At 66.9% G+C, this 24374-nt stretch carries 31 protein-coding genes; all 31 read right to left on the bottom strand.

Going from position 1 to position 24374, the window contains the following annotated elements; all coding sequences use genetic code 11:
* Positions 1–4: 4 nt before the first annotated feature.
* Positions 5–4429 (bottom strand): hypothetical protein, encoded by a 4425-nt coding sequence (locus tag NH448_RS16850; protein ID WP_253029088.1) that lies wholly within the window; start codon positions 4427–4429, stop codon positions 5–7.
* 118 nt (positions 4430–4547) lie between these two features.
* The gene (locus tag NH448_RS16845) at positions 4548–4838 is read right to left on the bottom strand and encodes a PAAR domain-containing protein (RefSeq protein ID WP_253029087.1); all 291 of its coding nucleotides are present in this window, start codon (positions 4836–4838) and stop codon (positions 4548–4550) included.
* The gene (locus tag NH448_RS16840; protein WP_253029086.1) at positions 4813–5319 is read right to left on the bottom strand and encodes a hypothetical protein; all 507 of its coding nucleotides are present in this window, start codon (positions 5317–5319) and stop codon (positions 4813–4815) included. The genes NH448_RS16845 and NH448_RS16840 overlap by 26 nt, the downstream gene beginning before the upstream one ends.
* A gap of 5 nt (positions 5320–5324) precedes the next feature.
* Entirely contained in the window at positions 5325–5810 is a 486-nt protein-coding gene (locus tag NH448_RS16835; protein ID WP_253029085.1) for a hypothetical protein, read from the bottom strand.
* A 12-nt stretch (positions 5811–5822) separates the two neighbouring features.
* Positions 5823–6293, bottom strand: coding sequence for a DUF2345 domain-containing protein (locus tag NH448_RS16830; RefSeq protein ID WP_253029084.1), 471 nt, complete (start codon positions 6291–6293; stop codon positions 5823–5825).
* Positions 6290–7189 (bottom strand): hypothetical protein, encoded by a 900-nt coding sequence (locus tag NH448_RS16825; RefSeq protein WP_253029083.1) that lies wholly within the window; start codon positions 7187–7189, stop codon positions 6290–6292. The genes NH448_RS16830 and NH448_RS16825 overlap by 4 nt, the downstream gene beginning before the upstream one ends.
* A 4-nt stretch (positions 7190–7193) precedes the next feature.
* Complete coding sequence (locus NH448_RS16820; protein WP_253029082.1) at positions 7194–7571, bottom strand: hypothetical protein; 378 nt, start codon at positions 7569–7571, stop codon at positions 7194–7196.
* Entirely contained in the window at positions 7571–8071 is a 501-nt protein-coding gene (locus NH448_RS16815) for a hypothetical protein (RefSeq protein WP_253029081.1), read from the bottom strand. Before NH448_RS16815 ends, NH448_RS16820 begins: the two co-directional genes overlap by 1 nt.
* Before the next feature lie 83 nt (positions 8072–8154).
* Positions 8155–8340 carry a hypothetical protein gene (locus NH448_RS16810; protein WP_253029080.1) on the bottom strand — a complete coding sequence of 62 codons (186 nt, stop codon included), beginning with the start codon at positions 8338–8340 and terminating at the stop codon, positions 8155–8157.
* A gap of 10 nt (positions 8341–8350) precedes the next feature.
* Positions 8351–8644: a hypothetical protein gene (locus NH448_RS16805; protein WP_253029079.1), complete on the bottom strand. Its 294-nt coding sequence runs from the start codon at positions 8642–8644 to the stop codon at positions 8351–8353.
* Complete coding sequence (locus NH448_RS16800) at positions 8641–8925, bottom strand: hypothetical protein (RefSeq protein WP_253029078.1); 285 nt, start codon at positions 8923–8925, stop codon at positions 8641–8643. Before NH448_RS16800 ends, NH448_RS16805 begins: the two co-directional genes overlap by 4 nt.
* Positions 8922–9722 (bottom strand): N-acetylmuramidase family protein, encoded by an 801-nt coding sequence (locus NH448_RS16795; protein ID WP_290442840.1) that lies wholly within the window; start codon positions 9720–9722, stop codon positions 8922–8924. Before NH448_RS16795 ends, NH448_RS16800 begins: the two co-directional genes overlap by 4 nt.
* Positions 9697–10005: a phage holin family protein gene (locus tag NH448_RS16785; protein WP_253029077.1), complete on the bottom strand. Its 309-nt coding sequence runs from the start codon at positions 10003–10005 to the stop codon at positions 9697–9699. The genes NH448_RS16795 and NH448_RS16785 overlap by 26 nt, the downstream gene beginning before the upstream one ends.
* A 9-nt stretch (positions 10006–10014) precedes the next feature.
* Complete coding sequence (locus tag NH448_RS16780) at positions 10015–10368, bottom strand: putative holin (protein ID WP_253029076.1); 354 nt, start codon at positions 10366–10368, stop codon at positions 10015–10017.
* A gap of 41 nt (positions 10369–10409) precedes the next feature.
* The gene (locus tag NH448_RS16775; RefSeq protein WP_201786188.1) at positions 10410–10580 is read right to left on the bottom strand and encodes a hypothetical protein; all 171 of its coding nucleotides are present in this window, start codon (positions 10578–10580) and stop codon (positions 10410–10412) included.
* Between the two features lie 43 nt (positions 10581–10623).
* Positions 10624–11382, bottom strand: a complete 759-nt coding sequence (locus NH448_RS16770) for a hypothetical protein (RefSeq protein ID WP_253029075.1) — start codon at positions 11380–11382, stop codon at positions 10624–10626.
* Positions 11382–12140, bottom strand: a complete 759-nt coding sequence (locus NH448_RS16765; protein ID WP_253029074.1) for a hypothetical protein — start codon at positions 12138–12140, stop codon at positions 11382–11384. The genes NH448_RS16770 and NH448_RS16765 overlap by 1 nt, the downstream gene beginning before the upstream one ends.
* A gap of 62 nt (positions 12141–12202) precedes the next feature.
* Positions 12203–12919, bottom strand: a complete 717-nt coding sequence (locus tag NH448_RS16760) for a hypothetical protein (protein ID WP_253029073.1) — start codon at positions 12917–12919, stop codon at positions 12203–12205.
* Positions 12920–12928: 9 nt separating this feature from the next.
* Positions 12929–14581: a hypothetical protein gene (locus NH448_RS16755; RefSeq protein WP_253029072.1), complete on the bottom strand. Its 1653-nt coding sequence runs from the start codon at positions 14579–14581 to the stop codon at positions 12929–12931.
* A gap of 14 nt (positions 14582–14595) precedes the next feature.
* Positions 14596–15126 (bottom strand): hypothetical protein, encoded by a 531-nt coding sequence (locus tag NH448_RS16750; RefSeq protein WP_253029071.1) that lies wholly within the window; start codon positions 15124–15126, stop codon positions 14596–14598.
* 11 nt (positions 15127–15137) lie between these two features.
* Positions 15138–16814 carry a hypothetical protein gene (locus NH448_RS16745; RefSeq protein ID WP_253029070.1) on the bottom strand — a complete coding sequence of 559 codons (1677 nt, stop codon included), beginning with the start codon at positions 16812–16814 and terminating at the stop codon, positions 15138–15140.
* A gap of 164 nt (positions 16815–16978) precedes the next feature.
* Complete coding sequence (locus NH448_RS16740) at positions 16979–17506, bottom strand: hypothetical protein (protein WP_253029069.1); 528 nt, start codon at positions 17504–17506, stop codon at positions 16979–16981.
* Entirely contained in the window at positions 17506–18561 is a 1056-nt protein-coding gene (locus NH448_RS16735; protein ID WP_253029068.1) for a hypothetical protein, read from the bottom strand. The genes NH448_RS16740 and NH448_RS16735 overlap by 1 nt, the downstream gene beginning before the upstream one ends.
* The gene (locus tag NH448_RS16730) at positions 18561–18899 is read right to left on the bottom strand and encodes a hypothetical protein (RefSeq protein ID WP_253029067.1); all 339 of its coding nucleotides are present in this window, start codon (positions 18897–18899) and stop codon (positions 18561–18563) included. Before NH448_RS16730 ends, NH448_RS16735 begins: the two co-directional genes overlap by 1 nt.
* On the bottom strand, positions 18896–19381 hold the full coding sequence (locus NH448_RS16725) for a hypothetical protein (protein WP_253029066.1): 486 nt from the start codon (positions 19379–19381) through the stop codon (positions 18896–18898). Before NH448_RS16725 ends, NH448_RS16730 begins: the two co-directional genes overlap by 4 nt.
* On the bottom strand, positions 19378–20103 hold the full coding sequence (locus NH448_RS16720; RefSeq protein ID WP_253029065.1) for a hypothetical protein: 726 nt from the start codon (positions 20101–20103) through the stop codon (positions 19378–19380). Before NH448_RS16720 ends, NH448_RS16725 begins: the two co-directional genes overlap by 4 nt.
* Positions 20096–20926, bottom strand: a complete 831-nt coding sequence (locus tag NH448_RS16715) for a hypothetical protein (protein WP_253029064.1) — start codon at positions 20924–20926, stop codon at positions 20096–20098. Before NH448_RS16715 ends, NH448_RS16720 begins: the two co-directional genes overlap by 8 nt.
* A gap of 107 nt (positions 20927–21033) precedes the next feature.
* Complete coding sequence (locus NH448_RS16710) at positions 21034–21360, bottom strand: hypothetical protein (protein WP_253029063.1); 327 nt, start codon at positions 21358–21360, stop codon at positions 21034–21036.
* Between the two features lie 10 nt (positions 21361–21370).
* Entirely contained in the window at positions 21371–21823 is a 453-nt protein-coding gene (locus tag NH448_RS16705; RefSeq protein ID WP_253029062.1) for a hypothetical protein, read from the bottom strand.
* A 36-nt stretch (positions 21824–21859) separates the two neighbouring features.
* Positions 21860–23383: a hypothetical protein gene (locus NH448_RS16700; RefSeq protein ID WP_253029061.1), complete on the bottom strand. Its 1524-nt coding sequence runs from the start codon at positions 23381–23383 to the stop codon at positions 21860–21862.
* Positions 23376–24374 carry a hypothetical protein gene (locus NH448_RS16695; RefSeq protein WP_253029060.1) on the bottom strand — a complete coding sequence of 333 codons (999 nt, stop codon included), beginning with the start codon at positions 24372–24374 and terminating at the stop codon, positions 23376–23378. The genes NH448_RS16700 and NH448_RS16695 overlap by 8 nt, the downstream gene beginning before the upstream one ends.

The raw sequence follows: 24374 nt of genomic DNA, 5'->3' as shown, positions 1-24374 counted from the left end.
CTCCTTACAGGTCCTCGGTGGCGCTCAGCATGGCGCGCTCATAGGCCGCCCCGGCCTTCTCGATCAGCGCCTCCATCTCGTCATCGCCGGACTGGCGCTCCATCACGGCCAGGATCTTGTCGGCCAGCTCGGGGGACAGCATGCCGGGCTCCGTGCCGTCGATGACGGACTGCAGGAACTGGCGGTCGTTGCGGCGCATGGCCTCCTCCTCGGTTTCCGATGCCGGGCTGTCGCCGGTGGCGGCGGCGCGGGCGGCGTCGGGATCATTGCCGACGGACTCGGGCCCGACCGGCGGCTCGTCATCGAACAGCGGCTTGTACTGCTCCCAGTCGTCCACCGCCTTCCAGACGGCGTTGCGGCCGGTGATCGGCGCCTTGTCCCACGGCTTCTGGAGCTGCTTGTCCAGCCAGGCCAGCAGCACGCCGCCCAGCAGCGGGTCGCGCTTGGCGCGGGTCTTGATCTTGCCGGTGATCGAGTTGACGAAAAGCGAGCGCTCCATGCCCGGCATGGTGCCGGCATCGATGCCCTTGATGGTGGCCAGAGAGCGGGTGAAGTCGCGGGTCAGCGAAGCGAACTCCTCGCGCTGCGTGACGGCGCGAGCCTGCTCCATCGGGTCGGCGGAGGGCGCCTCCTCGGCAGACTCCTCGGCGGCAGCGGGCTTGCCTTCGGCGGCGCTCGGCAGCCAGGCCTTGAGCTCATCGACGCTCATCTCCTGCGTGCTGCCCAGGCCATCCCAGCCGGTGCGATAACTGGACAGATAGCCCTGCTCGGCATCCTCCCGGGTGGCGAAGCCGAGCATCACCTTGTGCTCGTCCAGCTCGCCATCCTTGTCGACCTGGTTGATGACGAAGACGCGCTCGCTTTCGAGGTCGGGGCCGATGAACACGTCAACCTCGTCGCCGTCGGCGCCCTTGGTGCCCTTGATGTAGCCGTAGTCGTTCGCCATGGACACCGACCACGCCTCGCCGTCTTGCGTGGTGCCAGAGCGCTCGCTGCCCTTGGGGTTCTCGATGGCCACCGTCAGGCCGTGGATCTCGACCTCGCCCTTGGCGTAGTCACCGCTTTCCTTCTCCGCCTCGCTGGGGTCGGTATCGGTGGACTGGCGGGCCTGCTCGAGGTCGTCTTCATCGGGCGCCCCACCGACTTCGCCCTCGGGGGTCAGCTTCGACTCGTCGAGGATGATGTAGGTGGTCGGCGGCGCGCCGTCGGTGTACATCTCGCCCACTCTGGGGTCGCCCTCGACGGTCCCGAAGCCTTGATCGGGGAAGGCGATGGCATCGAAGCCTTGATCGCGGGCCTGCTGGATCACTTCCTGCGACTGACTGCCCCGCGGCATGCTGAGCTTGTGCAGCACCTGAGCGCTGGCGTCGAGCGTGAAGGCAAGCACCGTGCCCGAGTTGTCTTCATTGGCCCCGGGGTTGCCGCCGTTCTCGAGCTGCTTCGCCACCTCGGCTTTCTCGGCGAACCACTCCGCCGCCTGGCGGCTCGCCGTCAGGTATATCTGGTCGCCCTGGTCGGCGTGATTCTTGCCGACGCCGCGGCCCGCGCGACTCGCGTCGAACCGGCTGAACGCATTGCCCTTGGCGGTGCCGTGATACAGGCGAACCCCGCCCTGCCCGGCGGATTCGGTCGGATCGGTATCGCCGTCCGGCGTGGCAGGCGGCGCCTCGAACATGTCCAGCGACTCGATGGCGTAGCTGCCCTCGCCGTATTCCTTCTCCAGCTCGCGGTTGGCGGCCTCGATGATCTGCTCGAGGCTGGCCCGCTGGCTGTCGCCGAACATGTCCACGGTCTGGCCGCGCTCGGCCTCCTTGCGCACGAATTCCGCCATGGCCTTGAAGGCCAGGCCGAGGCGCTTCGAGCTGCGGTTGTTCTGGTTGATGAACAGCGCCATGGCGGCCGTGGCCGGCGGGATGTCGCCGAACAAGCCGCGCTGGCTGACCAGCTCCTCGACGCTGGCACCGTCAGCCTTGGCCTGGCGCACCAGATTGGTGGCCTCAACGATGGCCTGCACCGCTTCGTCGTTCAGCGAAGTGCTGACGCTGTCCACCAGCTGATGGGTCAGCGCGTCGGTACCGGCCTGGTCGGCGGCCTGAGCCCGGATGAACTCCGGCGCCGCCACGTTCAAGGCGTTGATGACGTTGGCCACCTCGGGCTTGCTGGCATCTGCGGTCATCTCCAGGAGGCGGTCATCGCTGTAGGCCTTGGCGAAGATGGCGGCCTGGATGCGCGCGATCAGCGCCCCGGTGGGCTTGCCGTCACTGGTCATGTACTGGGCGGCTTCGGTGTCGCCGAGGGACTGCAGGAAGCCGTTGACGAACTCCCGGTTGGCGGCAGACAGCAGGTTGCCGTCGTCGGCCAGCTTGGCGATCAGCCCTTCGTCCAGACGATCGGCGTCGGCCCGGGCCTTCTCGGTACCGGTCATGCTCAGCTTGTCGTCCTGGTTGGCCTCGACGGCAAACTCCCGGCGATCCAGCTTCGACGTGCGCACGCGCACGAGCACGGGCGCCTTCATGGCGCGTACGCGACCGGCATCCAGGTTGTAGTGATGAGCCTCCTCGACCAGCCACTCGCGGTACTCGTCGGCGCTGCCGCTGCGGTACGCCTCTTGAATGGCCATGGTGCGACCGTTGCCGGACTCGACGACGCGATCCGGGCCGACGATGGGCGCTCCGGTGTCGGCGCGACGTGTGCGCCCCAGGCTGTCGGGATCCAGCTGCTGAGCGGTCTTCTTGACCCAAGCGATGGACGCATCGCGCCCGCGGTCACGAGGCTGAAGCTCGGCGGGAAAGGCGGGATTGGGGTCGCCGTTGATGTCGTGGGAGGCGATCAGCTCCTCGGCCTCCACCACGGTGAAGCCGGTCTGCACCTCGGAGCCCTTGGCGGTCTTGACCACGTTCTCGGCGCCCTCGGGCTCGAGTTCGCCGTCTTCGTTGACGCCGGTCGGCGTATCCTTGCCGGAAGGCTCGGCGGGCTCGACGGGGCGCTCGCCCTCGGCGGCCTCCTCGGCAGAGGGCGCCGGCAGCTGTGACGCGATGGCGGCCTTCAGGGACTCCGCGTCGTCGATGACGCGACCTTGCGGATCGTGCGGCTTGCCGTTCACCTGCACCACGCCGCCGCCAGAGACGCCGATACGCAGCTCGGCATCCCCGATTCGAAGGTCGGCGAACTGCCAGTTGCCCAGCATGCCGGGCTGCGGCTCCCACTGGCCGAGCTCACCACCGAATTCAGCTGCCGCGGCCTCTGCCAGCGCCAGGCCTTCGGCACTGCGATCTTCCCCGGCACCCGAGCCCTCCTCATCGCCCTGCTTCGTCTCCACTGCCTGGCTCAGCGGCTTGGGCTCGAAGTACAGGTCCAGCTCGACGCCAGCGCCTGTCAGCTCGTCGACGCCGATATAGCCGAGTTCGCCATGACCCATCCCGGGATCGGCCCAGCCGAAGGCCTGCTCGGTGCCGTCGCCCTTGGCGTCCTTCTCGGTGATGTACCAGTCGCCGCCGCCACGGAAGTAGTGCAGATAGGCGGTGGTCTCCTCCATCCCCTTGCCGTCCTGCTCATAGGACTTGGCCATGCCATCGATGATGCTGGCCAGCACCTGAGCGCGGTCGATGTAGGCCTCCGATTCCTCGCCCTTGCGGATGACGTCGGCCATGGCGCGGTACTGCTGACGAGACAGCCACGGGCGAAGCTCGTCCAGCATGTCGAGGCCTTCCTGCCGGGTCAGCGGCTTGGGGGTGTTCAGCGCTTTATCCTCGGCTTCGATCTGCGCAATCTCGATCTGCCGGGTCAGGCCGTCGAGCTCGGTCTCCAGCTCGCCAATCTCGCCCTTCAGGTTCTCGATGTATTCCAGGCGCTCGGCGCGCTTCTTGTTCATGCGCGCGAAGGCCTGCGAGTTCTTCTCGGCAAGCTTCATGATTCGCCGCGCCACCTGGCGAATCGGCAAGTCGCTCCCGCTCTCGGGTGCGACGACGATGGTGATGTCCTTCTTGTTGAGCAGCCACTTCCAGCTGATGAGCTCGTCGTCCGGCTTCAGCGACTTGGCGGTACCGGCGTCGGGGTTGTGGAACATGATGGTGACGGTCTGGCCGTCGCTGAGCTCGAATACGGCCGCGACATTGACCACGCCCTGGCGCTTGAACGGGCTGGAGACCTGCGAGGACACGACGCTGAGCTCGCCGCCGCCGGTATTCATCACGCGCTCCAGGCTGCTCACCTTGCGCCCCAGGGAGGAGCTGGTGGCCACCAGGGCGTCGAGTTCGAAGATGGCCTCGGCCTCCTCGAGCACGTCGTCGAGGGTCACGCTATCGAAGATCAGGCCGTCGTCTTCGTCAGGGCGAGGCCGGCGAATGCGGTACAGCAGTTGACCCAGCGACATGCCCACCGGCATGGCGCTACTGTCGTTCCAGAGAACGGGCGGTGAAGTTCCAGTCATGGCATGGCCCCTTGGTTGCGGGATGGCGCCACACGGGCGCGTCATGGGGCCATGCTATGGGAGAGAAAGGGGCGAGCCCGGTCGGCTTTTCCTGGCCGCGCGGGGCTCTGTGGCGGGCTTAGCCGCCGGCAAATACGTCTGGCGAGCCTGCGGCCACGGCAGAGCCACAGTCCACGGGATCGCCGATTCGCCCCAAGGGCTTGCCGTTGACGTTGACGGTGCCGGACCCGGATGCCAGCGCGCCACCATGGCAGACCGGCACGTCGTTGCAGTGCGTGGCCCAGCCGTCGCCCTGGCGGTGCGCCGGAATGCCATTGACCATGACGTTGCCGCTCCCGCTCGTGCTGTTGCGCGGCGGGAAGGCGCCATGGCCGGTGCAACCATCACCCTGTCGTGTCACGGCGGGCATCGATCTCCTCCTTCAGCCGGTCGCGGCCGGCGGTCCAGTCCTGGTGAATCTCGATCAGGTACGACGTGTAGGCCTCGCCGCCATCCTCGAGGTCGGCGATCACGTCGAGTCGGTAGGCGCGCGTGGTGTCGCGGCTCGGCCGGAACTCGATCACCTCCTCGGCACTGGCGGGCAGCGAGCCCCAGTCGGGCACGCGGACCACCTGGCCATCCTGCAGGACGTCGATGAAGTCGATGGGGAACAGGCCGGCCAGGCTGGTAGCGCTTACCGTCAGCCCGCCGGGGCCGCCCGCTACCGCCAACACGCCCTGTTCCGGCGTGATGCTCCCCCGGTAGCCGATCACCGCCACCGGTTCCGGCAGCCCGGTCGCGGGGTCGACGCCCTCCACGGCCACACTGATGGTGGTCGACACCGGGCCGCTGGTCTCCGGCAGGCTGAACAGCACGTCGGGCGCCGGCGTCCATGTTTCGGTATTGGCCATGGCAATCAGGCGGCGTCAGGCTTGAGCTCGGCGAGCTGCTGGCGGGCGTCTTCCACGGCCTCCTTGAGGGCGTCACGCTTCTCCTCGAGGCGCTTCTCCATGCGCGGCGCCGAGGTCTTCATGCGCTTGGGAAGCTGCACCTTGGCCTTGGCGAGACGCTTCTGGAAGGCTGACCGCCCGCTATCCATGGCCTTCACGATCTCGCCGATGGCCTTCGGGTGATCATCCTGGTGGCGCAGCGGCATCACCTTCTTGTTGAGCAGCACCTGGAAGATGTCGCCCGGCTTCTTGATGCGCAGCTTGACCACCTGGCTGTCGGCGAACGTCAGGCTGACCTCGCGGTAGCTGACCCCGCTGGTGCGCTTGATGCGCGGCTCGACCTCGACGCTCACCGGCGCAGCCCCGGCCCGGGTGAAGTGTTTCTCGAGCTGCTTGACCGCCTTGTCCTTGCGGTTCAGCTCATCGAATGAGAACAGTAGATCGGCAGCCATGCGGCCTCCTCGTCAATTCAGGTTGATCATGCTCGCCAGCTGGGTGATGTCGCCTGGCGTCAGAGTGATGGTCGAGTTGCCCACCTGCAGGGTGATGCTGTCCTTGGCACTGACGTGCACCAGGCCGCCGGACTGAAGCCGCATCTCGGCGTCGGTCAACAACTGCATGTTGGCGTGATGCCAGCGCCGCCAGCCGACGGAGTTGCCGGTCGTCGGATTCCGCCAGCCGGTGATCAGCGGGTAGCGCGGATCGCCCTGGATGAACTCCACCCACGCCTTGTCGCCTGGCAGTATCTCGATCTCGGTCATCGTCTCGTGGCGAGACTTGTCGCCGATGGGGTACTCGATCTCGGCGATCAGTCCGCCTTCGGCACCGTCGGTGACGCCCGGGATGCTGACCTCGCACGTCCGGCTCTCGGCGTCGTAAGACGTCACCACGGCCGGCCACTTGCCGGACAGCAGGCCGCTGCCGGTATTACTCATCGCTCCCACCTCCCCAGCCACACCCGGGTGAACTGCTCGGGCTCCTCGCCATCCGCGCCGGGAATGAACAGGTTGGCGACCGTCATCGCCACCAGGGGCTCACCGCCCACGACCTCGATCAGGTCGCCGGCCGCGACCTTCTGCGTGTACTTCAGGCGAGTGGTCTTCGCCAGCACCAGGCATCCCGTCATGTTGCGAAGCGTCATCGCGTTGGCGCCCGGCTGGAAGCGAGCCGCCCGAGGCTTGCCGCGGTTGCCGTAGACGAACTCGCCATTGGCATCGAGGCTGTAGAACCAGGGGATGTCGTGGCGCTCGAGGAAGCCGGACTCCACATCATCGGAGGCAGCGTCGACGATGGTGTCGACGGGCTCCTGGTTGAACAGGCTGCCCAGTGGAATGAACGCCAGCCGGCCGTTGCGCCACCGGACGACGCCGCCCGCCTCCTGAAGTGCGCGGGCGATATGATAGGTGTGGGCCTCGCCGGCCAGGCAGACGAAGCGCGGTACCGGGAAGTCGCCCTCGATCCCGCGTAGTGTCGCCCCGCACGCGCGGTAGACCTCAGTCAGCGATGCGCCGTGCTTGATGACCGCCCGGGGCTTGATGAACGCCACCGGCGTTACCGGCTTCAGGGTGGCGATCAGTCTCACGTAGCCGGACAGGTCGTCGCCCTGCATGCGCGCCTGCTGGACGTGCTCGGACTTGATGATCTCCAGCTCGTCGCCGTCATAGGTGGTGATCGAACGCCCGACATCGAACTCGGCAGCGGTCTCGGTGCCGACGCGGATCTCGGCCTCGAGGGTCAGCGGTATCGGCACCAGGTCGGAGCGCAGCACCGCCCGGCGAATGAAGTCGCCGCGGATGCGCTGGTCGCCGTTCTCGCCGAAGTAGAGCTCCATGACGTCACACCGTCACCACGGGATGGAAGAAGACGCGGCGCGGCATGTCGGCCTCAAGCTGGGCGATCTCGCCACCGACCTCGGAGCTCGAGCGCCCATAGCCGCCGCCCGCACTCAGGATGCCGGTCGCCTCCATCTGCAACGCGGTCTCGCGCTCGACATAGAGCACGAACAGCGGGCGAATCTCCGCCCACTCCGACACCGTGATGTCGACGCTCTCGTCGATGGCCGCCCCCTCCTCGAGATTGGTCAGCGCCGCGAACCCGGCATAGTACGAGACGGCCGCCACGGCCTGAGCCGTGACGGATTCCAAAGGCAGAATGTTGGCCGCGCCCCGCTCCTTCTCGACAAAGCGCGTCACCAGCGATGTCAGGGCAGCCATCAGCGATAATCCGAGCTATTGCCTTCCACGATCTCGCCGAAGTAGTGGAAGAACATGGTGCCGCTGAAGGTCAGTACCTGGCTGCGGTTCTCCCAGTCGCGATCCGGGTCGTCGATCTGGATGAAGGCGTCGGTGATGCGCTTGTAGCGCAGGTAGCGCTCGGGCGTGCCCTCGTAGATCTTGGCGTTGAAGGTGCCGCCGTTGGTGATGATGTCGACCAGCATCTGGTCGATGGTGCCGGCCACCGTCTCCATGAAGGTGACCTGGCCCTGGTGGTTGGTGCGGATCTGCTGCGGCTCGAACAGAGCGGTGCCCAGCGGCGACGGCACCTCGATCTCGCCCTGCACGGCCACATCCGGCCACGGGCACTGGCGAGCCAGCAGATAGTTCTGCTCGAAGCCCTCGATCTCGAAGGTGAAGTCGGAGTTCACGACCTTCTGACCCATGGCCTTGGTCTGGTCGTAGAAGCCCTTCAGGTAAGAGGCATTGGAGACGGTCATGGCATGGCCCCGTGGTTGGACAGGTTTGAGGTGGCCATGGCGTGCATGGCCTGGAAGTGTCAGCCTATCGCCGCCCCGCGGGGCTAGGGGGCGCGTTTTTCCTGGCGATGAGTGGTGCGCAAGATGGCCTCGAGGCGCCCCACATGCCCTTGCAGTTCGGCGTCGCGCGTGGCCAGCGCCTCGTAGGCGTCGTCCGGCAGGCAACGCATGTCATCGGCCGGCACCTTGGGCAGCGCCGGGCGATCCGGTACCGGAAGCGGCTCCTGCACGAAGATGGTGTCAGGCGTCGTCTCGCATCCAGCCATCGGCAAAATGGTCACGGCGACCATCGCGAGCCTCGTCGCGAACCTGCTCAACATGGCGGTCTCCCTCGTCTTTGGCCTTGGCGCTGGCCGCATCGGCGGCCGCGCGCTGACTCAGTCGTTGCTCGGCGGTCTCCGCTCGCCGCTGCTGGCGATCGGCACGCTGACGGGCGTTGTCGCGCTGCCGCTGGGCGTTCTGGAACAGGAATCCCAGCACGGCGACCGCCAGCCCCAGGGCGCCGGCCAGCAATTGCCACAGTCGACTCATCATGCCCTGCCCCCTCGCTTGCCCAGCATGGCCAGGCCGCTGTCCGCCATGTAGCCGACGCCCAGCGCGGTCATTGCCGTCACATCCCCCGAGTCGAGCAAATAGCCCATGGCGGCGGCGCTACCGGCCATCCCCAGGGCGGTGCGGTACGGCCGCGCTTTGACGAACTCGATGAGCCCGATTCGCTGCCCCGACGCCCTGGCCTCGACCACCTTCTTCAGCAGGTGGATCAGGTGGCCCAGGATGGCCATGGCAACGCCTATCGCTACCGCTGCTATCGTCATGCCGCCTCCTTCAACGCTTCATCATGGTCCTTGAAGGCCGCCGCCATGCGGCCGTGATAGTCGTGCTTCGCATACGCCGGGCCGTTGTAGATTCTGGCGAACGCCTCCCAGTCATGGTCGCGAAGCGCACGATGCAGGCGAGGGTCGGCCTCGACGAAGGCGGCGAACATCTCCAGCTGGGCGCCCTCACTCTCGTTGGCGGCCGCCTCCATGGCTTGCGGGGTATCGAAGCCGAGCGCGGCGTAGTGATGCCCCATGATCTGGAACAGCCCCCAGGACGCCGCACAGATGGCGCAGGCCTCGTCGATCTGACGCGCCAGGTGCAGACGATCGTGTTCGGCGCTGCCACCGTCGTAGCCGCCGGGCGTGCTGTTGACGATGCCGGGCAGGTGCTCTGCCAGCAGGTCGGCATCGCGCCCGATGTCGCGCAGATTGCGGCGCATGACGTGGCGCTCGAACAGAATCACCGGGCGTCCGTCGTCCAGGAAGCCGCTGCCCCGGGACTCGACCTCGTTGACCGCCATGACGGCAGCCGTCTCGACGCCCAGCCGTGCGGCGACGCGCTCAATGTCCGCCTGCCCGAGCCGCCGCGTCACATCCTGGTCAAACAGCGCCTCCATGGTCTTCTGTCCGGCAATCCCGTCGGTGACCAGCCCACGAGAAGCCTGGAAGCGGCGCACGGCGCGCGCCGTGTCACGCCCATAGATGCCGTCGGTTTCGTCGGCCGTGAAGCCGAGAGCGCGTTGCAGTTGGCGCACAGCCTCGCCGCGACTACCGCGTCGGAGTGGTGCCGTCATGGGTCATCCTCATCAGGGTGGCGACATTGCCCCGCGCGCGAAGCGTCAGGACGAAGAACAGCAGGGCCAAGGCGCCCTGGAAGACGCTGACGTCGGGCTCGAAGAACACGATTTCGAGCCCGGCGCACAGCAAGGTGCCGACCAGGGCGCTGGCCAGCAGCGACACATGCCGCTTGTAACGCCGCCCCTCGCGGCGGAATGAGGCCAGTCGCAAGGCGGCGAGGAAGTAACTGAATGCCGCCACGACCGGCACGATGTTCTGAATAACCCCTGTCTCAGCCATTGCCGTGCCTCACTTGCCTTTCCGGCGGTCGAGCCACGTCGCCAGGTCGAACCTCTCGACGTGCTGGATGAGTTTCAGCGACAGCGGGACGACGACGATGGCGCCAATGAAGCCGCCGGCACCGTCGTGGGTGACCGGGGTCTGGGCGACAATCTCGGGTGTCATGAAGTAGCCGCACAGGGCGGAGAACAGCAGGGCGCCGATTCTCTGCCAGGTGCGCATGTCGGTTTTGCTGTAGGCCACGAGTCCGGCCCCCAGCGCGGCACCCATCAGGGCATTGGCATCGATCCAGGGCAGCATGGCCGCCAGTCCGATGCCGGTCGCCGCCGTTGCCGCCGCTGCGCTGGTAGTTGGTTCTGCCACATCGCCCTCCTGTCGCGCATGGCCTGGCACCTCACGGCGCCCTACCGACGCCCCAGCGATGCCACCGTTTTCACGATTGCCCCACAGGCTCGAATGACGCCGTTGAGTCGGTCGTTCACCGCTGCCTGTAGCTTCAGTTCCTGCTCCTTGCCCTTGCGCCACTCGGCATACGCCTTGCCCTCGAAGAAGGCCTCGGCCTCGCTGTGAGTCATGCGCAGCGCGTCGGGTAGCGATGTCGACGAATATAGGGTCAGGCTATGGGCCAGCAGGCGCTGGTTTTCCGCCCAGGTATCGCGCGAGCTCGGTGATGCAGGTGCCAGCTGGAAATCGCGCCGGCGGCTTTGCAGCCGCGCTATCCTCCCGAGGCAGGGCCATGAGGCCGTGCTCGTCCGCATCCATCAGGAACAGGTGATCCAACTGGCGGCAGGCGGTCTCGAACGCCCCCAACAGCTGCACGAAGACGCTCTCCGGGTACTGGGCGATGACCCGCATGCGCTCCAGCAGGGCGGCATCCACATCGCCCTCGGCGGGCACCGCCTGGCCATTGGGGATCAGCTGGGCCGCCATGCGCCCGACACGCCAATGCGCGGCGCCGTCGATGCCTGGCAGCTCGCCTTGCAGTCGCTCGATGGCACCGGCCAGGGCGCCGGTCAGGTGTCGCGCCTCCCAACTGTCGCCTTCGATGCGGCCGACCTCGACGCGATCGCCGGGATAATCCTGCTCGCCCATCAGATAGTCGGAGAAGTTGGCTTGTCCGCCGGCCAGGCTGAAGTCGGGGCCATCGTCCAGCGTCGACGCCATGTAGTGGCAGATGGCCATGGTGCGCTCCTGCACCGTCCAGTCCTCGGGGTTCGCCACCCCTTGGGCCTCATCAACGGCGGCGCGAAGGAAGGCCGTGGCGGCCTCCTCGTTGAGGTGCGGCGGAATAGCCGCCAGAGCGATGGCGTCGATCATCGCCAGCTCCTTCATGCGCACGGTCAGGCGCCGCGTGCGCAACACGGGAAAATGGATCATCACTGCACTCCTTTCATGGCATCCCAGTCATTGCGGTCGATGGCAGTCAGGGTGGCGAATGTCACCGGCAGCTGAAGCTGCACGAAGCGCCCGAAACGGTCGGAGGGAGAGTTCAGGGGGACGCCTACGCTCTCGACCACCATCGGGGCATAGGTCCGCGTCTTGTAGCGGATGGCCAGCAGGGTGGGCGCCGCCGATGGCATCGCCGCCTCAACGAAACCGTTCACGTCGTGTTCGCCCTGCTGGTACCAGTCCAACGCCGCGGTCAACAGCGTCCCCTCGGGGGCCAGGTACTGCGGCAGGGCCCAGCGCATCAGCTGGTCGAGCGGCTCCTCGACTTCGGCGGCGGGATCCCGCCAGGCGCGCAGCATGATGGTGGCTTGCAGTCGGACGGGCGGCATGCCGCTGAACACCTGAGTGGAGTTCAGCTTGGTGATGCCCGTGCGCCCCCGCGCGGTCTCGCTGACCTCCTTGGTGGCATTGCCGGCGCCATCGCCCAGCCTCTCGGCGATGGGCTGAATGGCGCCGCTCTGCAACATGGCGGCCAGTGTCGGCGCCCTGGCCTCGGCGCCGGCACCATCGAACGGCGACTGCCAGTTGAAGGTCGCCTCCAGATTGGCGTCATCGACGAACAGGCAGCGCACCAGCGCGCTGTCGTCCAGCGCCTCGCCCTTGTGGTCCACCTCGTAGATCGAGGCGATCAGGTTGGGGTTGATGCCGTCCCACAGCGGCCCCAGCCCGTTGAATGGCAACACCATGCCCGGCTCCCATTAGAAAAAAGGCGGCCACTGGCCGCCAAACACCCCACTCCCCATGCGGGTCACTTGCCCATGCGGCGACGCACCTTCATGGACTTCAGGCGGCGCGCCTTGGCCCGCGGGCTGTGCGCCTTCTTGCGGGCCTTGCGGATGGCCAGTTTCTGCTTTCCCGACAGCCGCACGTTGCCGGAGACACGCTTGTTGACGCGCTTCTTCTTGCCGTTCCGGACCACGGTTCGCTTGCGATAAGCGGCGTCGAGCATCGGCTCCTGGTCGGCGTCGTCGAAGGCGAAGTCGTTGATCGCGGCGTCGGCCTCCTCCTCGCCATCGGGCAGGGCGCCGGCCACGGCGTCACGAATACGCTCGGCGGCCTCCTCGTCCCAGTCGTCGAGCAGCAGGCCGATGTCTTCGTCTTCGATGCCCAGGGCGGACAGGTAGTCCCACGCCGCCTCCCGAGCCACGTCGACGATGTCGCTCTCGTCGTCGTCGAGTTCGCCGTCCTGATTGTCATCGGCGATGCCCACCAGCATGGCCAGCAGCCGGTCGGCGCTGCTCTCGCCGTCGTCCAGGTCGTCTTCCTCGATCCACTGCTGGATCACGGACACGGCGTCCATGCGCAGCGTCATCTGCTCGTGCTCGCCAGCGCTGTCGAGCATCGGCTCGCCGGCATCGTCCAGCACCAGGAAGCGCCGGGAGCCCTCGGCCGGATCGGCCTCGGGCTTCGGGCCCGGCTTCGCGGGGTACATCAGGCCGCGAAGCATGTTCTGCAGGTCACTCATGATCTCTCCTTAGCGGCTCAGCGTCTGGGTTACGTGGATCTGGCGGGTGGTGCCGTCGTAGCGCAGCCAGTAGCGCACATCCATGAGCTCATACGGCCGCTGCTCGTTGGGCTGCACCTCGAAGCGCCAGGCCGCACCGTTCATGGACGGATCGTCGGACGGCACCAGCCAGCCGGACGCCTGAGCCGCCTCGAAGTGCGTGGTCAGGAAGTCGCGCATCTTCTTGATAGCCACCGTCATCGGCAGCTGAAGGATGTCCTTGCCGAAACGAGTGACGGCGTCGTCGATGGACGTCGACATGTCGGCGACGGCGATCAGCTTCTTCAGGCTGGAGTCCACCAGAGCGCTGGTCAGCGAGTCGCGGAACACGTAGCGGCCACCCCCGGAGTAGTTCTCGTAGATCACCGGGTTGATCTTCGCCCGCGCCAGGGCGTTGAGCTCCTGGTTGTTCGGCGTGTAGGTCTGGACGATCCCCTGGCGGCTCACCGGCCATTCGCGCCCCGCGATGGGGTAGTTCTTGGGCGCAAACCCCTTGGCGTTGACGCGCGCGTTGCGGCCGCACGCCATCGCGACGTTGAGGGTGGCGGTACCGAAGTGCCGCTTGCCGTTGATGCCGGTCGGGTCCATGGCCTTCAGCGGCGCCCAGAAGACGTGCAGCAGGTGGGCCTCGGCCATGCTGCCCAGATTGAGTTGCTCGACGAAGGCGATGGCGCCCTCGACGTCCAGGTTGCCGGGCACGTCGACGCGCAGCTGGCGATTGGTGTCAAAGGACAGGCTGGCCAGCTCGGCGATCAGCCCCGGGGCCTCGCTGCCCCCGGAGGCGATGTAGGCATAGCCCTGCTGGGTGCCGTACAGCTGTTCACGGGCGCGCACGTAGTCGTCGACGGTGTAGGCGGTGCCACCCTCGTCGAAGTAGCTCATCACCGCGGAGGTCGCCCACTTCTCGCGATACATGGCGTCATAGCCATAGGCATCGGAATCGGTGGCGACAGTGGTCGCCGCGCCGGTGATGACCTCCATGCGGTCGGTGCGAGCCTCGATGACGGTCGGCAGGTAATAGGAGTTGCCGTTGTCATCCACGGCGTTGCGGTCGAGCGACCCCGTGACCTCGATCAACTTCTCGCCGTTGGGCTCCAGCAGGCGCAGGCTGATCACGTCGTTGGCGACGTTGACCCCGCCCTCACGCTTCTCGTCGGCGCGGAACTCGACCATGACGCCGTCGTTGAAGCACTCCAGGTGCTTGACCGCGAACAGGAAGTCGGTCGAGGGCTCGGTTTCGGACACCTCGAAGGTGAAGGCGCCGGTAGGCTCAGCGGGGTCGCCGGTGACCTCCTCCTTGACCACGATCCAGCTCAGCTTGGCGGTCTCGGAGTGCAGGCGGCTCACCACGGCCTCATAGGCACCGTTGTCCAGCGCCTCGCGGACGTGGACATAGGCCTCGTTGAGCTCGTTGTCGCGCATCGCCTCGCCGTGCCCCAGTCGCTGGCGAACGGTGCCGCGATTGACCTTGAAGGCACGGTCGATGCGCCCACGGGTGGCGCGCATGGCGATGGCGAAGATCTGGTCTTCATTTCCCGTGGTCGGGATCTCGGAGTTGTCGACCAGGGGGTTCAGCTGAACCCCCGATTCGGCCCCGAGCTGTCGAACGAATGACACGCTCATCGGTTGCTACCCCCTTATTTCTCGCCCTCGGCGGCCGCCTTGGCCTGCTCGAAGGCCTTGAGGCCGCCAGCAGTCAGCGTGCCGTCTTCGCGCACCTGGTTACGGCTGGGCTCGAAGCGAACGCCCTGGAGCTCGACCACGAACGCCTCGTCGTCGTCCTGCACCACGGCTACCTTCGGCTCATTGGTGCCGGCCCCTTCCGTGCCCGGCGCTGCTGTCTGCTCGTCGCCCACCTCGAATGCCCCTTCGCCGGCCTCGTCATCCTCGCCAGCCTGGAGCTCCACGAGCGCCTTGGCGTTGTTGAGCCGGGCGATCTGCTCCATGCTCGACACCGCGCGCTGAAGGCGGTCGAAGTTGCGGAAAGTGGCGACGCCACTGGCCAGCGGGCGCAGCTTGATGCCGGCCTCGGGCAGGCTGAGGACGACGGTCATCTTGTTGGTGACCGTCAGGGTCAGCGGAAACTCGGCGCCGCTGAATGCCTGCTTGGCGGCCTCATTGGCGCCCGCCTTGCCGATCGCGGGGCGCCCAATCACCAGTCGAGTCATGTGCTACTCCCTTAGAACAGGTTGGTGACGTTGATCAGCGCGCAGCCGGTGGAGCTGGGCTGGTGCGGGTTCACGCTGGTGAAGTTGCGCGCGTAGAAGCCGGCGCCGGACTTCAGGTCAGCATTGGTGGCCAGCGGAACCACGGTCGGCGGCACGGCGTCGCCGAGCACGAACGGGTTGCGGGTCACGTCGGTGGCGCGGCCTACGCACAGCACCTCGGCGCTGTTCTCGGTCTCGAGAACCACCTTCGGGCTGTAGTAGACGTCGTAGCGACCGAACAGGCGGCCCAGACGGAAGATGCCGGGGCGCTCGACCACGCCGGACGGCTCCCAGATGTCGGACGGCAGGCCCTGCATCTGCGCGCCGACCTGCTCGCCCACGTACAGGTGGGTGACGCCGTGGTTCATGGTGGTCAGCGCCATGCGCTGGCTGACGGTGCCCACGACGGCGTTGAAGTCGCGCCACACGTCGGAGCGTGACTTGTAGTCGCCCTGTGTGGCCCAGGCGAAGTCGAATTCTTCCTGGTTACGGGACGCCAGGCGACGAGCCTTGCGCAGCACCTCGTAGTGGCGCTCGTTGGCGAACTGCGACTGGATGCCGAGCACGCCCTCGCTGTACGGGTCCAGGCCCAGCTCGTTGGCCATCTGGGTGCGGCTGTCGATGGTCTGGGTGGTGGTCACGCGCCACGGCTTGGCGAACAGCGGGAAGGTCTCGACCGCGGTGATGATCTCCGGGGTCAGCTCCGGGGCCCGCTCGTAGTCGATGAAGGCCTCGACCAGCACGTTGGCGGACTCGGGCAGCGCCGGGTTGGCGGTCAGCGCGATGTCGCCGTTGTCGGGGTTGATGGTGCCGCCGATCTGGTGGGTCGTGCCGCCGACGACGACCTGGCCGCTGATCGCGGAGGTGCCGGTACCGGAGGCGCTGACCTCCTTGCCGACGATCATGCCGTCGAGGTAGACCAGAGAGCGGCCGCGCATCAGCTTGACGGTAGCCGCCGCCGGGTCGCAGGTCTCCGGCGTGGCTTGCACGGCGGTGATCTTGCCGGTGATGTTGCCGGTCGGGCTACCAGCATCCATCTCGATGGTGCACATGTGCTCGCGGCCGGACGTGATGTAGGCGTCGCCGCTGTTGCCGCCGTCCATGAGGTCGCCCGCCCCATAGCTGCCGTAATCCTTCCCGGCCTGGTGGGTCATGATGGCCAGCTTGGCCTCGTTGGACTTGATATCCGCCGGCAGGTAGTGAGCGAACGGGATGGCTTCGGTCAGCGTGGCCAAGATGGCGACCACGGCCCGGTTGGGCTGAAGGGAGTGCACGTCGTGGGCGCCGCTGGTCGCGGAGTCCAGCTGCATGCCCATCTGCCGGCGGGCGTCATTGGTGGTGGCGTAGGCCAGGTGCATGGCCTGCTGCAGAATGTCCGCCGGGCACGACGCGCCGTGTGCCTGCTCATAGGCAGACACGCCGTCGAGAATGGCCCGCGTCATCATGCTGGCGGTCTTCTCGTCGGCCTCGTCCAGGGCGACCTGGAGCGACTCCGGCACTTTCACGCCGGCGGCCTGGTTGATGGCATTGGACAGGAAATCGTCGGCAGCCGCCGAATCGAAGACGCCGCCCTTGACCGACTCCTGCTTCAGGCCATCGATGAACTCGGCGACCTCGGCGGTCTCGCGGCTTTGGTACTGGTGAGGCATGCCTCTCTCCTTTGCTCGACAACGGGTAGTTGCAAGGCCGACCGGGGTGGCCGGATGAGTCGAGTCTGAGGGCGTGCCGCGCGCCGGTTTCGGGCGTTTTTCCGGGTATGGGCGCAAAAAAGCCGGCTCACGGCCGGCAAGGGATCGACGCAAGCGCCTTGATGTCAGGCGATGGTGTCGTCTTCGGCTTCCGCCGGATCGGCAATGTCGAGGTCGTCGCGGCGATTGACGACATAGCGCGTCACGAAGGGCGGCACGTTGACCGCCGCCTCGACGTCGACGATCTCGTAAGCCACCTTGGGGGCGTTCTCGCCCTCGCCCAGCAGCACGTAGATGACATCGCGCTTCAACACCTCGAAGCCGCCAGGGTCGCCGATCATCTCCTCGGGCTCGATCAAAAAGCGCAGCTCGTCGGCATAGCCGTTGTTGGCGTCCCGCCGATCCATCATCGACGAAGCCTGGAACTGCTCGCCCGGCAGCGCGAAGCCCAGACCCACCAGCTCCCAGCGGATGTCGTCTTCGTCTTCTGAGCTGAGCACCATCATCCCGCCCATGGTCGGCGAGCCGCCGGCCTCGTCGGCGCTGGTGCGGCCCACGCGGCGCCGGTAGACCTCGCAGTTGTAGGCGTTGGGGTGGTTGATGATCACGTTGCGGGCCATGGCATTGATGCCGGACGGCACGTTGCTGAGCATTATCCTTTCCCTCCTTGAAGAATGGCGACCGCCTGTTCGGGCGTCAGGCCTAGCTCACGAGCGGTGGCGACCAGGGCGTCGCGCGCCTTGTCGCTGCCGCCCAGGGCCTGCATGCGCTTACTGCCGTTGGCGACCTTCTTGGGCTTGGTGGTCGTGGCCCGACTTTGCTTGCGTAGCGCGCGCCGGGAACGATCGAAGTCCCGGTCGCCGGTACCGGCGGGGCCGCCCTTGGGGCGCTTCGCCTGCTTCTCGGCCAATCGCTCGGCCTCTTTCTTGCGCTGCCGGATGTGACCGCTGCCGTCCTCGGACTGCCGCCCCTTCTCGATGGCCCTGGCCAGAAACGACTGGACGGCGCTGCCGCCCTCGATCTCGGACATGACGCGCAACACGTGCTTGCAGGCCACGCCGTTGAGCTTGGGGTTTCGGATCTTGGGGAAGCCGGTCTCGGGGCGGCCAGCGTTGTAGCGCCCAAGGGTGGCGATGTAGCGAAACCAGTAGCGATGGCGGCCACAGTCGCAGTCGAAGCGCACCCCTTCCTTGCGGACTCGGGCCGCGGCTCGCTTCACGCTCTCGGCGCCGGAGGCGATGGCCGTCTGATAGCCGGTGAACTCCACGGTGACGTGGTGCCGGTGGACGTCGCTGTCCGGCCCGGCGTTGGTGATGAAGCGAACCTCGAGGGATTCCACCTGGCGATTGCTGCCGCGAACGCCACGGGCTGCCGACGGTACCGCCATATTGATCTGGCGGCGGGCGCGATCCCGGTCGACGGACAGCGACATGTCGATGACCTGGCGCGCCGTGATGCCACCCTTGAAGCGACGGCCAGCCACCCGGGCGTTGTGGCGGAACTGGGCCAGGTCGTCGGCGGTGATCGGCCGCACCTCGCCGCCCAAGGTGGTCATCAGCATGCGGCTGGCGTCGTAGTCGCCGCTGACCTCGTTGGGGTTGAGGATGTTGGGCGCCGCCTGGCGCTCCATGCTGTCTTCGCGGGCCCGGCTACGCGCCTCGGCCGCACTCCCGCTCAGGCGGGATATGGCTCGCGGATCGCCTGCCATCAGTCAGTCCTCCATGTCGGGCGCCCCTTCTCGCGGTAGTCGGCGCGTGACTCGAAACCAGCCCGGCGTTTGAAGGCGCGAAGCCGGTCAGGCGTGGGCAGCACGAGGCGCTTCTGGGGCAGCGGCTGGTCGACGGTGTCCATGCCGGCGGCAGCCATGACGGCCAGGAATTCGCCGGCATCGCCGTACACGCGGCGCGCCACCAGCGTGATGTCCCAGCGCTCGTCGGGCGTGACGTCGTGATAGATGGCCTGATCCCAAGGCCTTGCCGACTGCGAGTAGTCCCGCACCAGGCGGTAGAAGACCCGGGCGGCCTGGCTGTGGTGGTCGACGCTCATATGGTCACCGCCTGGCCACCCATCAGGCGGGCAAGGTCGTCCGCCATGCTCAGGGTGTCGGCCACCGCGCCGTAACGCTTCGCATAGCGGCACAGCGCCAGGGCGCCGACCTGAGCATTGCCGGCATCAGGCGAGATGCGGTAGATCGGCCCCGTGACATCGACGCCGTCCATCTCGATGCCGCCCGCCGGGTCCGCACGCATGGCCTTCTCCATGAAGCGCAGACAGGCGCTGCGGCCATCGTCGGCCACGCTGCCCTTCAGGTCGTAGTAGGCCGTGATGGCCTCCTTGAGATCGCCGTACTCGAACAGCGAGTCCCGATCGGCGCGGGGATCGGTCTCGACCAGGACGCAGTCGTCTCGCCGCGGCATGACATCGGCCACGGCGGCTATCACCAGGATGCCGGTGGCTTCATCGAAGGCGCCCAACACCGTCGCCGGGCGGCCGGCGAAGCCGCTGATATTGGCTTGCAGCTTGATCACGAGCTGACCTCCTTCTCCTCGGGATCGACCTCGGACACCAGCGGATAGCCAGCCGGGTCGTCGGTACCGGGCACGCCCTTGCCATCGTTGGGCTCGCCGGCCTTGGGCGCCATGAACAGTGGCACCGTGACCTTGAGCACCAGGTCGACGGCCAGCACGGTGAGGTTCTTGTTGCCGGTCTCGACGTTCATCGCCGGATTGTCCGGCGCCTCCACCTGTGCCGGGTACTCGTGCTCGAGGCCGGCGAACGGGTAGCGCGCCAGGAAGCGGCGGCGGCTGGCCGAGTCCAGGTAGAGCAGGAACTGTGCGGCCAGGCTCTTGGCCGTGGGCTCGTCACTGGCGAAGAATGCCAGCTGGGCCCTCACCTCGCCGGCCACGGTGCGCACGCGGAAGTAGCGCTGTTTGGGGTCCTCGGGGAAGGTGATGTCCACCGGGTCGGCGATCTGCGTGGTGAAGCTGCGCTCGGTCGGCGTCCAGTCCTTGGACACGGCGACCAGGATCACCGGCAGGCTCGGTGGTCGCGTCGGCCCCTGGTGGGTGTCGTTGCGCTGGTAGGAGGCCAGCATCTCCTCAGCCTTGTCGACCATGCGCGCCGGCGCCCAGGCCGCGCAGTACGGAAAGCCGCGCTCGACGAACTCCTGCAGGGACTTGGTGGTCGGCACCACCTGGTCATAGAAGTCCTGCAGGAACTCGCCCAGCCCCTCCTTGACGGGATCAAACATGGTGGAACATCCGGCGCTTCAGGCGCAGATAGTCGCGGTCGTTCTCCTCCTTGGCTTCCGGGTTCTGGAAGCTGGGTAGCGCGCTGTCCAGGAAGTAGCGGCGGTCGCGGTCGACCTGCCGGGCTGCATCGGCTGCTGCGGCGCTGTCGGTGACGAGCTCCGCCCCGGCCTGCTTGCTGGCCTCGTCCTGCTTGCTCAGCAGGTCCAGCAGGTCGCCGTTCTCCTGCTCGAAGCGGGCTGCGGAGTCCATGGCCAGGCGCAGATTGGCCTCCATCATCTCGAACAGCCGGTTCATGGCCGCCATCTGTTCGGCGTGCTCGGCGGAAACCACGTCGTCGAAGGTCATCTCGCCGCTGGTCACGCTGTCCAGCACCAGGTCGTAGCCACGGTTGGTCGAGTAGTTGGGGTCATTGACCCAGTCGAAGCCGTAGAGCTCGGGCTTGCGCGGGTCGATGGCGGTCGAGAAGCCACCCACCCGGTTGGCGTACATGCGCGACGCCATCTGCCCGGTGGCAGTGTCCAGGAACTCGGTCTGGTGCTCGACGGTGCCGTCGTCATAGGCCTTCAGGTGCGTGGTCACCACCGCCGGCTCGACGGCTTGCGCCTGACCGTCGGCGATCCCGCCTTCGGGCGGCTCCATGCCGAAGCGCACCCGCGGCCAGTGGCCGAAGTAGCCCAGCATGCCCCGGGTCTTCACGCGCTCCTGCGTGGCCGGGCTGTTGATGCTGGCCACGATGGCCGGAATGTCGAAGTGGCGCTCGACGCCGCGATGCTGGCGGCCGCGCTCCTTCAGGTTGTACTTGATCAGCGGAGGTTGCTGCATGGTCATGCCCCTCACGGTCGTTTCCCATGGGGGCATGATGCGGGAGGCAGATCAGAGGATGGCGCGGGGTTTTCCGGCGACAGCAGGCGCCAGGAAGTCGCAGACCATCAGCAGGACATCATCATCGCCTTCAGAAGCTCGTCTCGGCGCATGGGAGGCGTCGGCGGTATGTCAGCCAAGATGCTGAATCGCTCCCGAATCTCGTCTTCCGCCGCTACGCGACCGACACGGCCAGCCATCTCGGCGATGCGCTCGTAAGTCAAGGGCTCGACCTCCTCGGATGGGTCGCACCCAGTCGTCAGCAGCTGGCCGGCCTCGATCTCGATGCCGGCAAGCATTCTGGTCGCCAGGGTTCGCTCGAGGTCGCTTGGCTGTCGCTTCCTAGCATCGGCGGCGACCGCCTGACCGATGATCGTCACGCTATCCGGGGCCATGATTGCCTCCTCACATACCCGCCAGGGACAGTGCGGCCAGCACGCTGCCCAGATGCGGGTTCAGGGTTTCGGTCTTCATGCGCTCGATGGACGCCTGGCTGAACTGGTTGTCGGCCATGCGCTCCTCGATACGGGTAATGGCGGCGTCCGCCCGGTACTCCATGGCCGGCAAGCGTCCCTGCTCGCGCGCATAGCCGGCCTCGATCGTGGCCGCCGCCACGTTGGCGATGCCGCATGCCGCGGCGACCACCTCGGCGTCACCGGTGGCGGCCGCCAGGTCCTGCCAGCACTCGGTCTCGGCCTCATACATCTCGGCGGCCCCGCCGTAACGATAGGCGTTGTGCATCATCACCGTGATCTCGCGCACCTGGTCCTTGGTGACCAGCGGCTCGGCGTGGGCGGCACCGGCGATCAGGGCGGCAGCGCCCAGAGTGGCAGCGACGGCTCGGCGGACTCGGATCATTCCCTTGCTCCGTAACGTGGCGATGAGTCCGCCATTCTACACCACGTCACCAAAGAGCGCTTCGACCTCACTCTCCAGCGACTCGCCCAGCGTTCGATCCTCGCCCGGCCCTTCCTGGCTGGCGGTGTAGATCAGCCCCTCGATGAAGGCGAAGCAGACCGCGTCCCAGAGGTCGGGCGACGCCATGCCCTCCCACTCCTTGCTGTGCTTGGGTGGCACCCGGATGCGCCCCTTGTCGGTGAAGGTCTTCGGTATCCGGCTCGACTGCGACAGCATGGTATTGCGGTGCTCGCCGGTCAGTACCGACAGCCTGCCTTCCTTGGCAGCCCGGGCGGCCTGGTGCATGGCCTGCGCGCGAAGGTTGAGGTAGCGCTCCTTGTTCTTGTTCTGGAAGCACGGGTTGCCCCAGTTGATGCGGTGCACGGGCTTGCCCATGTCCTCGAGGTCCTGGCAGACGTTGATGCCCAGGCCGCCGGAGTCCACGACATAGGTCACGCCGTCGTGCGGGTCGCCCTCCTCGGCGATGGCGCCGGCGAAGCGGTTGCTGCGCACGTTGTTGGTCATCACCGGTACGGCCACGATCTCCACGCGGCGCGCGTCGGGCCCGCGCTCGCCGTAGCCGATCACTCGAGCGGCGACGATGGTCGACTTGTCGCGCAGCCCCTCACCGCTGGCGATGTCGGCGAGGATGATCCAGCCATAGGGCTCGTCATCGCCGATGATGCGCCCGCGCCGGTACATGGACTCGGCCACGGGCAGGTTCATCATGTGCTTGCCCGACTCCTGCGGGAACTGGCCCAGCAGGCGCACGCGGCGCTCGTCGTCGTCGTAGCTCTCCCACAGCTCGAGCAGGGCGGCGTCGTTGACCAGCGGCGACTCGATGGATGAGAACACCAGCGGCGTCCAGTCGCCGCCGTTGAGCTTGCTCAGGTCGTGATGGGTGCGGAAGAAGAAACCGGCATTGCGCGTGGGCTGGCTGGTGAGCAGCATGCGGTTGTGCTCCTCGGTCAGCGCGCCACGCAGCGTGGTCAGCACGGCATCGGGTAGCGTTGCCGCCTCGTCGCCGATGATCATCAGCCATTCGCCATGGCGACCGGCCATCTTGTTGGCGGTCTTCTCGTTGGCGGTCTTCGACTCCACGAACCAGGTGTCCTTGAAGCCGAGGATGCGCATCACGCCGTTGGACAGGATCTCGATATGCTCGGCCAGCCAGCCGAACGGCCCGCGGCGGATGCGCTCGACGGCCAGGCCGATCTCCTTCCACAACGTCGCCTTGAGCTGCGCCATGTCGTTGGCGGTCAGCAGCGTAATGGACTGCGGGTAGCAGAGCAGATGCCACAGCACGATGGCCGCGATGCTGGTCGTCTTGCCCGTGCCGTGACCCGACGCCACCGACACCATGGAACGGGAAGGCGCCACGCTTCGGAACAGCTGGATTTGCTGGGGCGTGGGCCGCATCTCCAGCACCTCGACCTGGAAGCGCACCAGGTCGCCGGCATAGACCTCGCAGAACGGCAGCCAGCGCGGGTCCTCGTGCAGCAGGGTCTTCTTCTTAGGCATCGCCGCCCCCTGCGTCGCCTCCAGGGGTGCCGAGGCTGTCGTGATCGATGATCAGCCCCAGGCGCTCGGCACGCCCCTGCATGTCGCGCTCGACCTCGGCGGCATGCTCCAGGGCGTCGCGATAGACCCGCGCCATCGCCTCCTTGTCGACGATGGCGGCCTCGGGCTTCTCCTCGACCTCGACCTTGTCCTTCCAGAGCTCGGGCTGGCGGTTCTTGAGCCAGAACTTCGCGGCCTCGGTATCCGGGGCCACGATCTCGGTATAGGGCACCACCACCGGCGCGCCCTGGTACTGGAAGACCTTGACCGCCTGGTGGGTGTAGCCGGTGGCCTTCTTGTACAGCGAGCGCGCCACGTTGGCATCGGCATCGAGCCGGCCCTGTTCCATGGCGGCGCGAAATTCGGGGTGCACCTCCATCCAGTCGTAGACGGTGCGCTCCGTCACCTCCAGCAGGCTGGCCACATGAGCAGGCGTCGCCCCCAGCAGGGCATGCTTGTAGGCGAGTCGCGCGTACTGGCGGCGATACTTGGTGCGGCCGGGAGCATCGGTCTCGTATATCTCATGCAGCGGGCTGTCGCCGAAGTCCTCCTCGAGCGACTGCGTGCATACGCGCGTTAGGGTGAAATTGTGAGATGCGCCGCCCACCTCCTCCCCCGCCTCATCGAAGGGGATCGAATCGGCTTCCTCCAGCGGTACCGCCTTGTCTTCGAGCTCCGGCGGCAGTTCCTCCAGGTCCTCGACAGGGGTTTCCGGTTTCCGGCGGGGTTTCTGGTTTTCGGTTTTCGCCTTGGGTTTCCGGGTTTTCGGTTTCCGGGCGGGTTTCGCCTTGCCGCCCCCCTTGGCCCACTCCTCCTTGAGCGCCCGCTTGCGCACGGCCGGTCCCGAGATGTCGAGATCCAGCTCCCGAATCAGCCAGGCGTAACCGCTGCGCGAATCCGCCTCCCAGGTTTCCCGGGCCTGCCGCCACTGCTGTTCCGTCAGCTTCGCCAT

This window comes from Halomonas sp. OfavH-34-E (assembly GCF_024124525.1).
In the GTDB taxonomy this organism is placed as follows: domain Bacteria; phylum Pseudomonadota; class Gammaproteobacteria; order Pseudomonadales; family Halomonadaceae; genus Halomonas; species Halomonas litopenaei.
The sequence above is the reverse complement of the archived record's forward strand: the minus strand, read 5'-3'. Positions and strand labels throughout refer to the sequence as shown.

Bases quoted from the DNA above. Each gene is read 5' to 3' on its own strand.
- NH448_RS16800 (WP_253029078.1), bottom strand. From the start codon at position 8,925: ATGACGATAGCAGCGGTAGCGATAGGCGTTGCCATGGCCATCCTGGGC.
- NH448_RS16760 (WP_253029073.1), bottom strand. From the start codon at position 12,919: ATGAGTGACCTGCAGAACATGCTTCGCGGCCTGATGTACCCCGCGAAG.
- NH448_RS16700 (WP_253029061.1), bottom strand. From the start codon at position 23,383: ATGCCTAAGAAGAAGACCCTGCTGCACGAGGACCCGCGCTGGCTGCCG.
- NH448_RS16765 (WP_253029074.1), bottom strand. From the start codon at position 12,140: ATGGTGTTGCCATTCAACGGGCTGGGGCCGCTGTGGGACGGCATCAAC.
- NH448_RS16840 (WP_253029086.1), bottom strand. From the start codon at position 5,319: ATGGCCAATACCGAAACATGGACGCCGGCGCCCGACGTGCTGTTCAGC.
- NH448_RS16740 (WP_253029069.1), bottom strand. From the start codon at position 17,506: ATGCTCAGCAACGTGCCGTCCGGCATCAATGCCATGGCCCGCAACGTG.
- NH448_RS16755 (WP_253029072.1), bottom strand. From the start codon at position 14,581: ATGAGCGTGTCATTCGTTCGACAGCTCGGGGCCGAATCGGGGGTTCAG.
- NH448_RS16770 (WP_253029075.1), bottom strand. From the start codon at position 11,382: ATGATCCATTTTCCCGTGTTGCGCACGCGGCGCCTGACCGTGCGCATG.
- NH448_RS16785 (WP_253029077.1), bottom strand. From the start codon at position 10,005: ATGGCTGAGACAGGGGTTATTCAGAACATCGTGCCGGTCGTGGCGGCA.
- NH448_RS16820 (WP_253029082.1), bottom strand. From the start codon at position 7,571: ATGGCTGCCCTGACATCGCTGGTGACGCGCTTTGTCGAGAAGGAGCGG.
- NH448_RS16850 (WP_253029088.1), bottom strand. From the start codon at position 4,429: ATGACTGGAACTTCACCGCCCGTTCTCTGGAACGACAGTAGCGCCATG.
- NH448_RS16835 (WP_253029085.1), bottom strand. From the start codon at position 5,810: ATGGCTGCCGATCTACTGTTCTCATTCGATGAGCTGAACCGCAAGGAC.
- NH448_RS16745 (WP_253029070.1), bottom strand. From the start codon at position 16,814: ATGCCTCACCAGTACCAAAGCCGCGAGACCGCCGAGGTCGCCGAGTTC.
- NH448_RS16735 (WP_253029068.1), bottom strand. From the start codon at position 18,561: ATGGCAGGCGATCCGCGAGCCATATCCCGCCTGAGCGGGAGTGCGGCC.
- NH448_RS16830 (WP_253029084.1), bottom strand. From the start codon at position 6,293: ATGAGTAATACCGGCAGCGGCCTGCTGTCCGGCAAGTGGCCGGCCGTG.
- NH448_RS16825 (WP_253029083.1), bottom strand. From the start codon at position 7,189: ATGGAGCTCTACTTCGGCGAGAACGGCGACCAGCGCATCCGCGGCGAC.
- NH448_RS16805 (WP_253029079.1), bottom strand. From the start codon at position 8,644: ATGATGAGTCGACTGTGGCAATTGCTGGCCGGCGCCCTGGGGCTGGCG.
- NH448_RS16710 (WP_253029063.1), bottom strand. From the start codon at position 21,360: ATGGCCCCGGATAGCGTGACGATCATCGGTCAGGCGGTCGCCGCCGAT.
- NH448_RS16715 (WP_253029064.1), bottom strand. From the start codon at position 20,926: ATGCAGCAACCTCCGCTGATCAAGTACAACCTGAAGGAGCGCGGCCGC.
- NH448_RS16845 (WP_253029087.1), bottom strand. From the start codon at position 4,838: ATGCCCGCCGTGACACGACAGGGTGATGGTTGCACCGGCCATGGCGCC.
- NH448_RS16720 (WP_253029065.1), bottom strand. From the start codon at position 20,103: ATGTTTGATCCCGTCAAGGAGGGGCTGGGCGAGTTCCTGCAGGACTTC.
- NH448_RS16695 (WP_253029060.1), bottom strand. From the start codon at position 24,374: ATGGCGAAGCTGACGGAACAGCAGTGGCGGCAGGCCCGGGAAACCTGG.
- NH448_RS16705 (WP_253029062.1), bottom strand. From the start codon at position 21,823: ATGATCCGAGTCCGCCGAGCCGTCGCTGCCACTCTGGGCGCTGCCGCC.
- NH448_RS16730 (WP_253029067.1), bottom strand. From the start codon at position 18,899: ATGAGCGTCGACCACCACAGCCAGGCCGCCCGGGTCTTCTACCGCCTG.
- NH448_RS16775 (WP_201786188.1), bottom strand. From the start codon at position 10,580: ATGACTCACAGCGAGGCCGAGGCCTTCTTCGAGGGCAAGGCGTATGCC.
- NH448_RS16795 (WP_290442840.1), bottom strand. From the start codon at position 9,722: ATGACGGCACCACTCCGACGCGGTAGTCGCGGCGAGGCTGTGCGCCAA.
- NH448_RS16815 (WP_253029081.1), bottom strand. From the start codon at position 8,071: ATGACCGTCTCCAATGCCTCTTACCTGAAGGGCTTCTACGACCAGACC.
- NH448_RS16750 (WP_253029071.1), bottom strand. From the start codon at position 15,126: ATGACTCGACTGGTGATTGGGCGCCCCGCGATCGGCAAGGCGGGCGCC.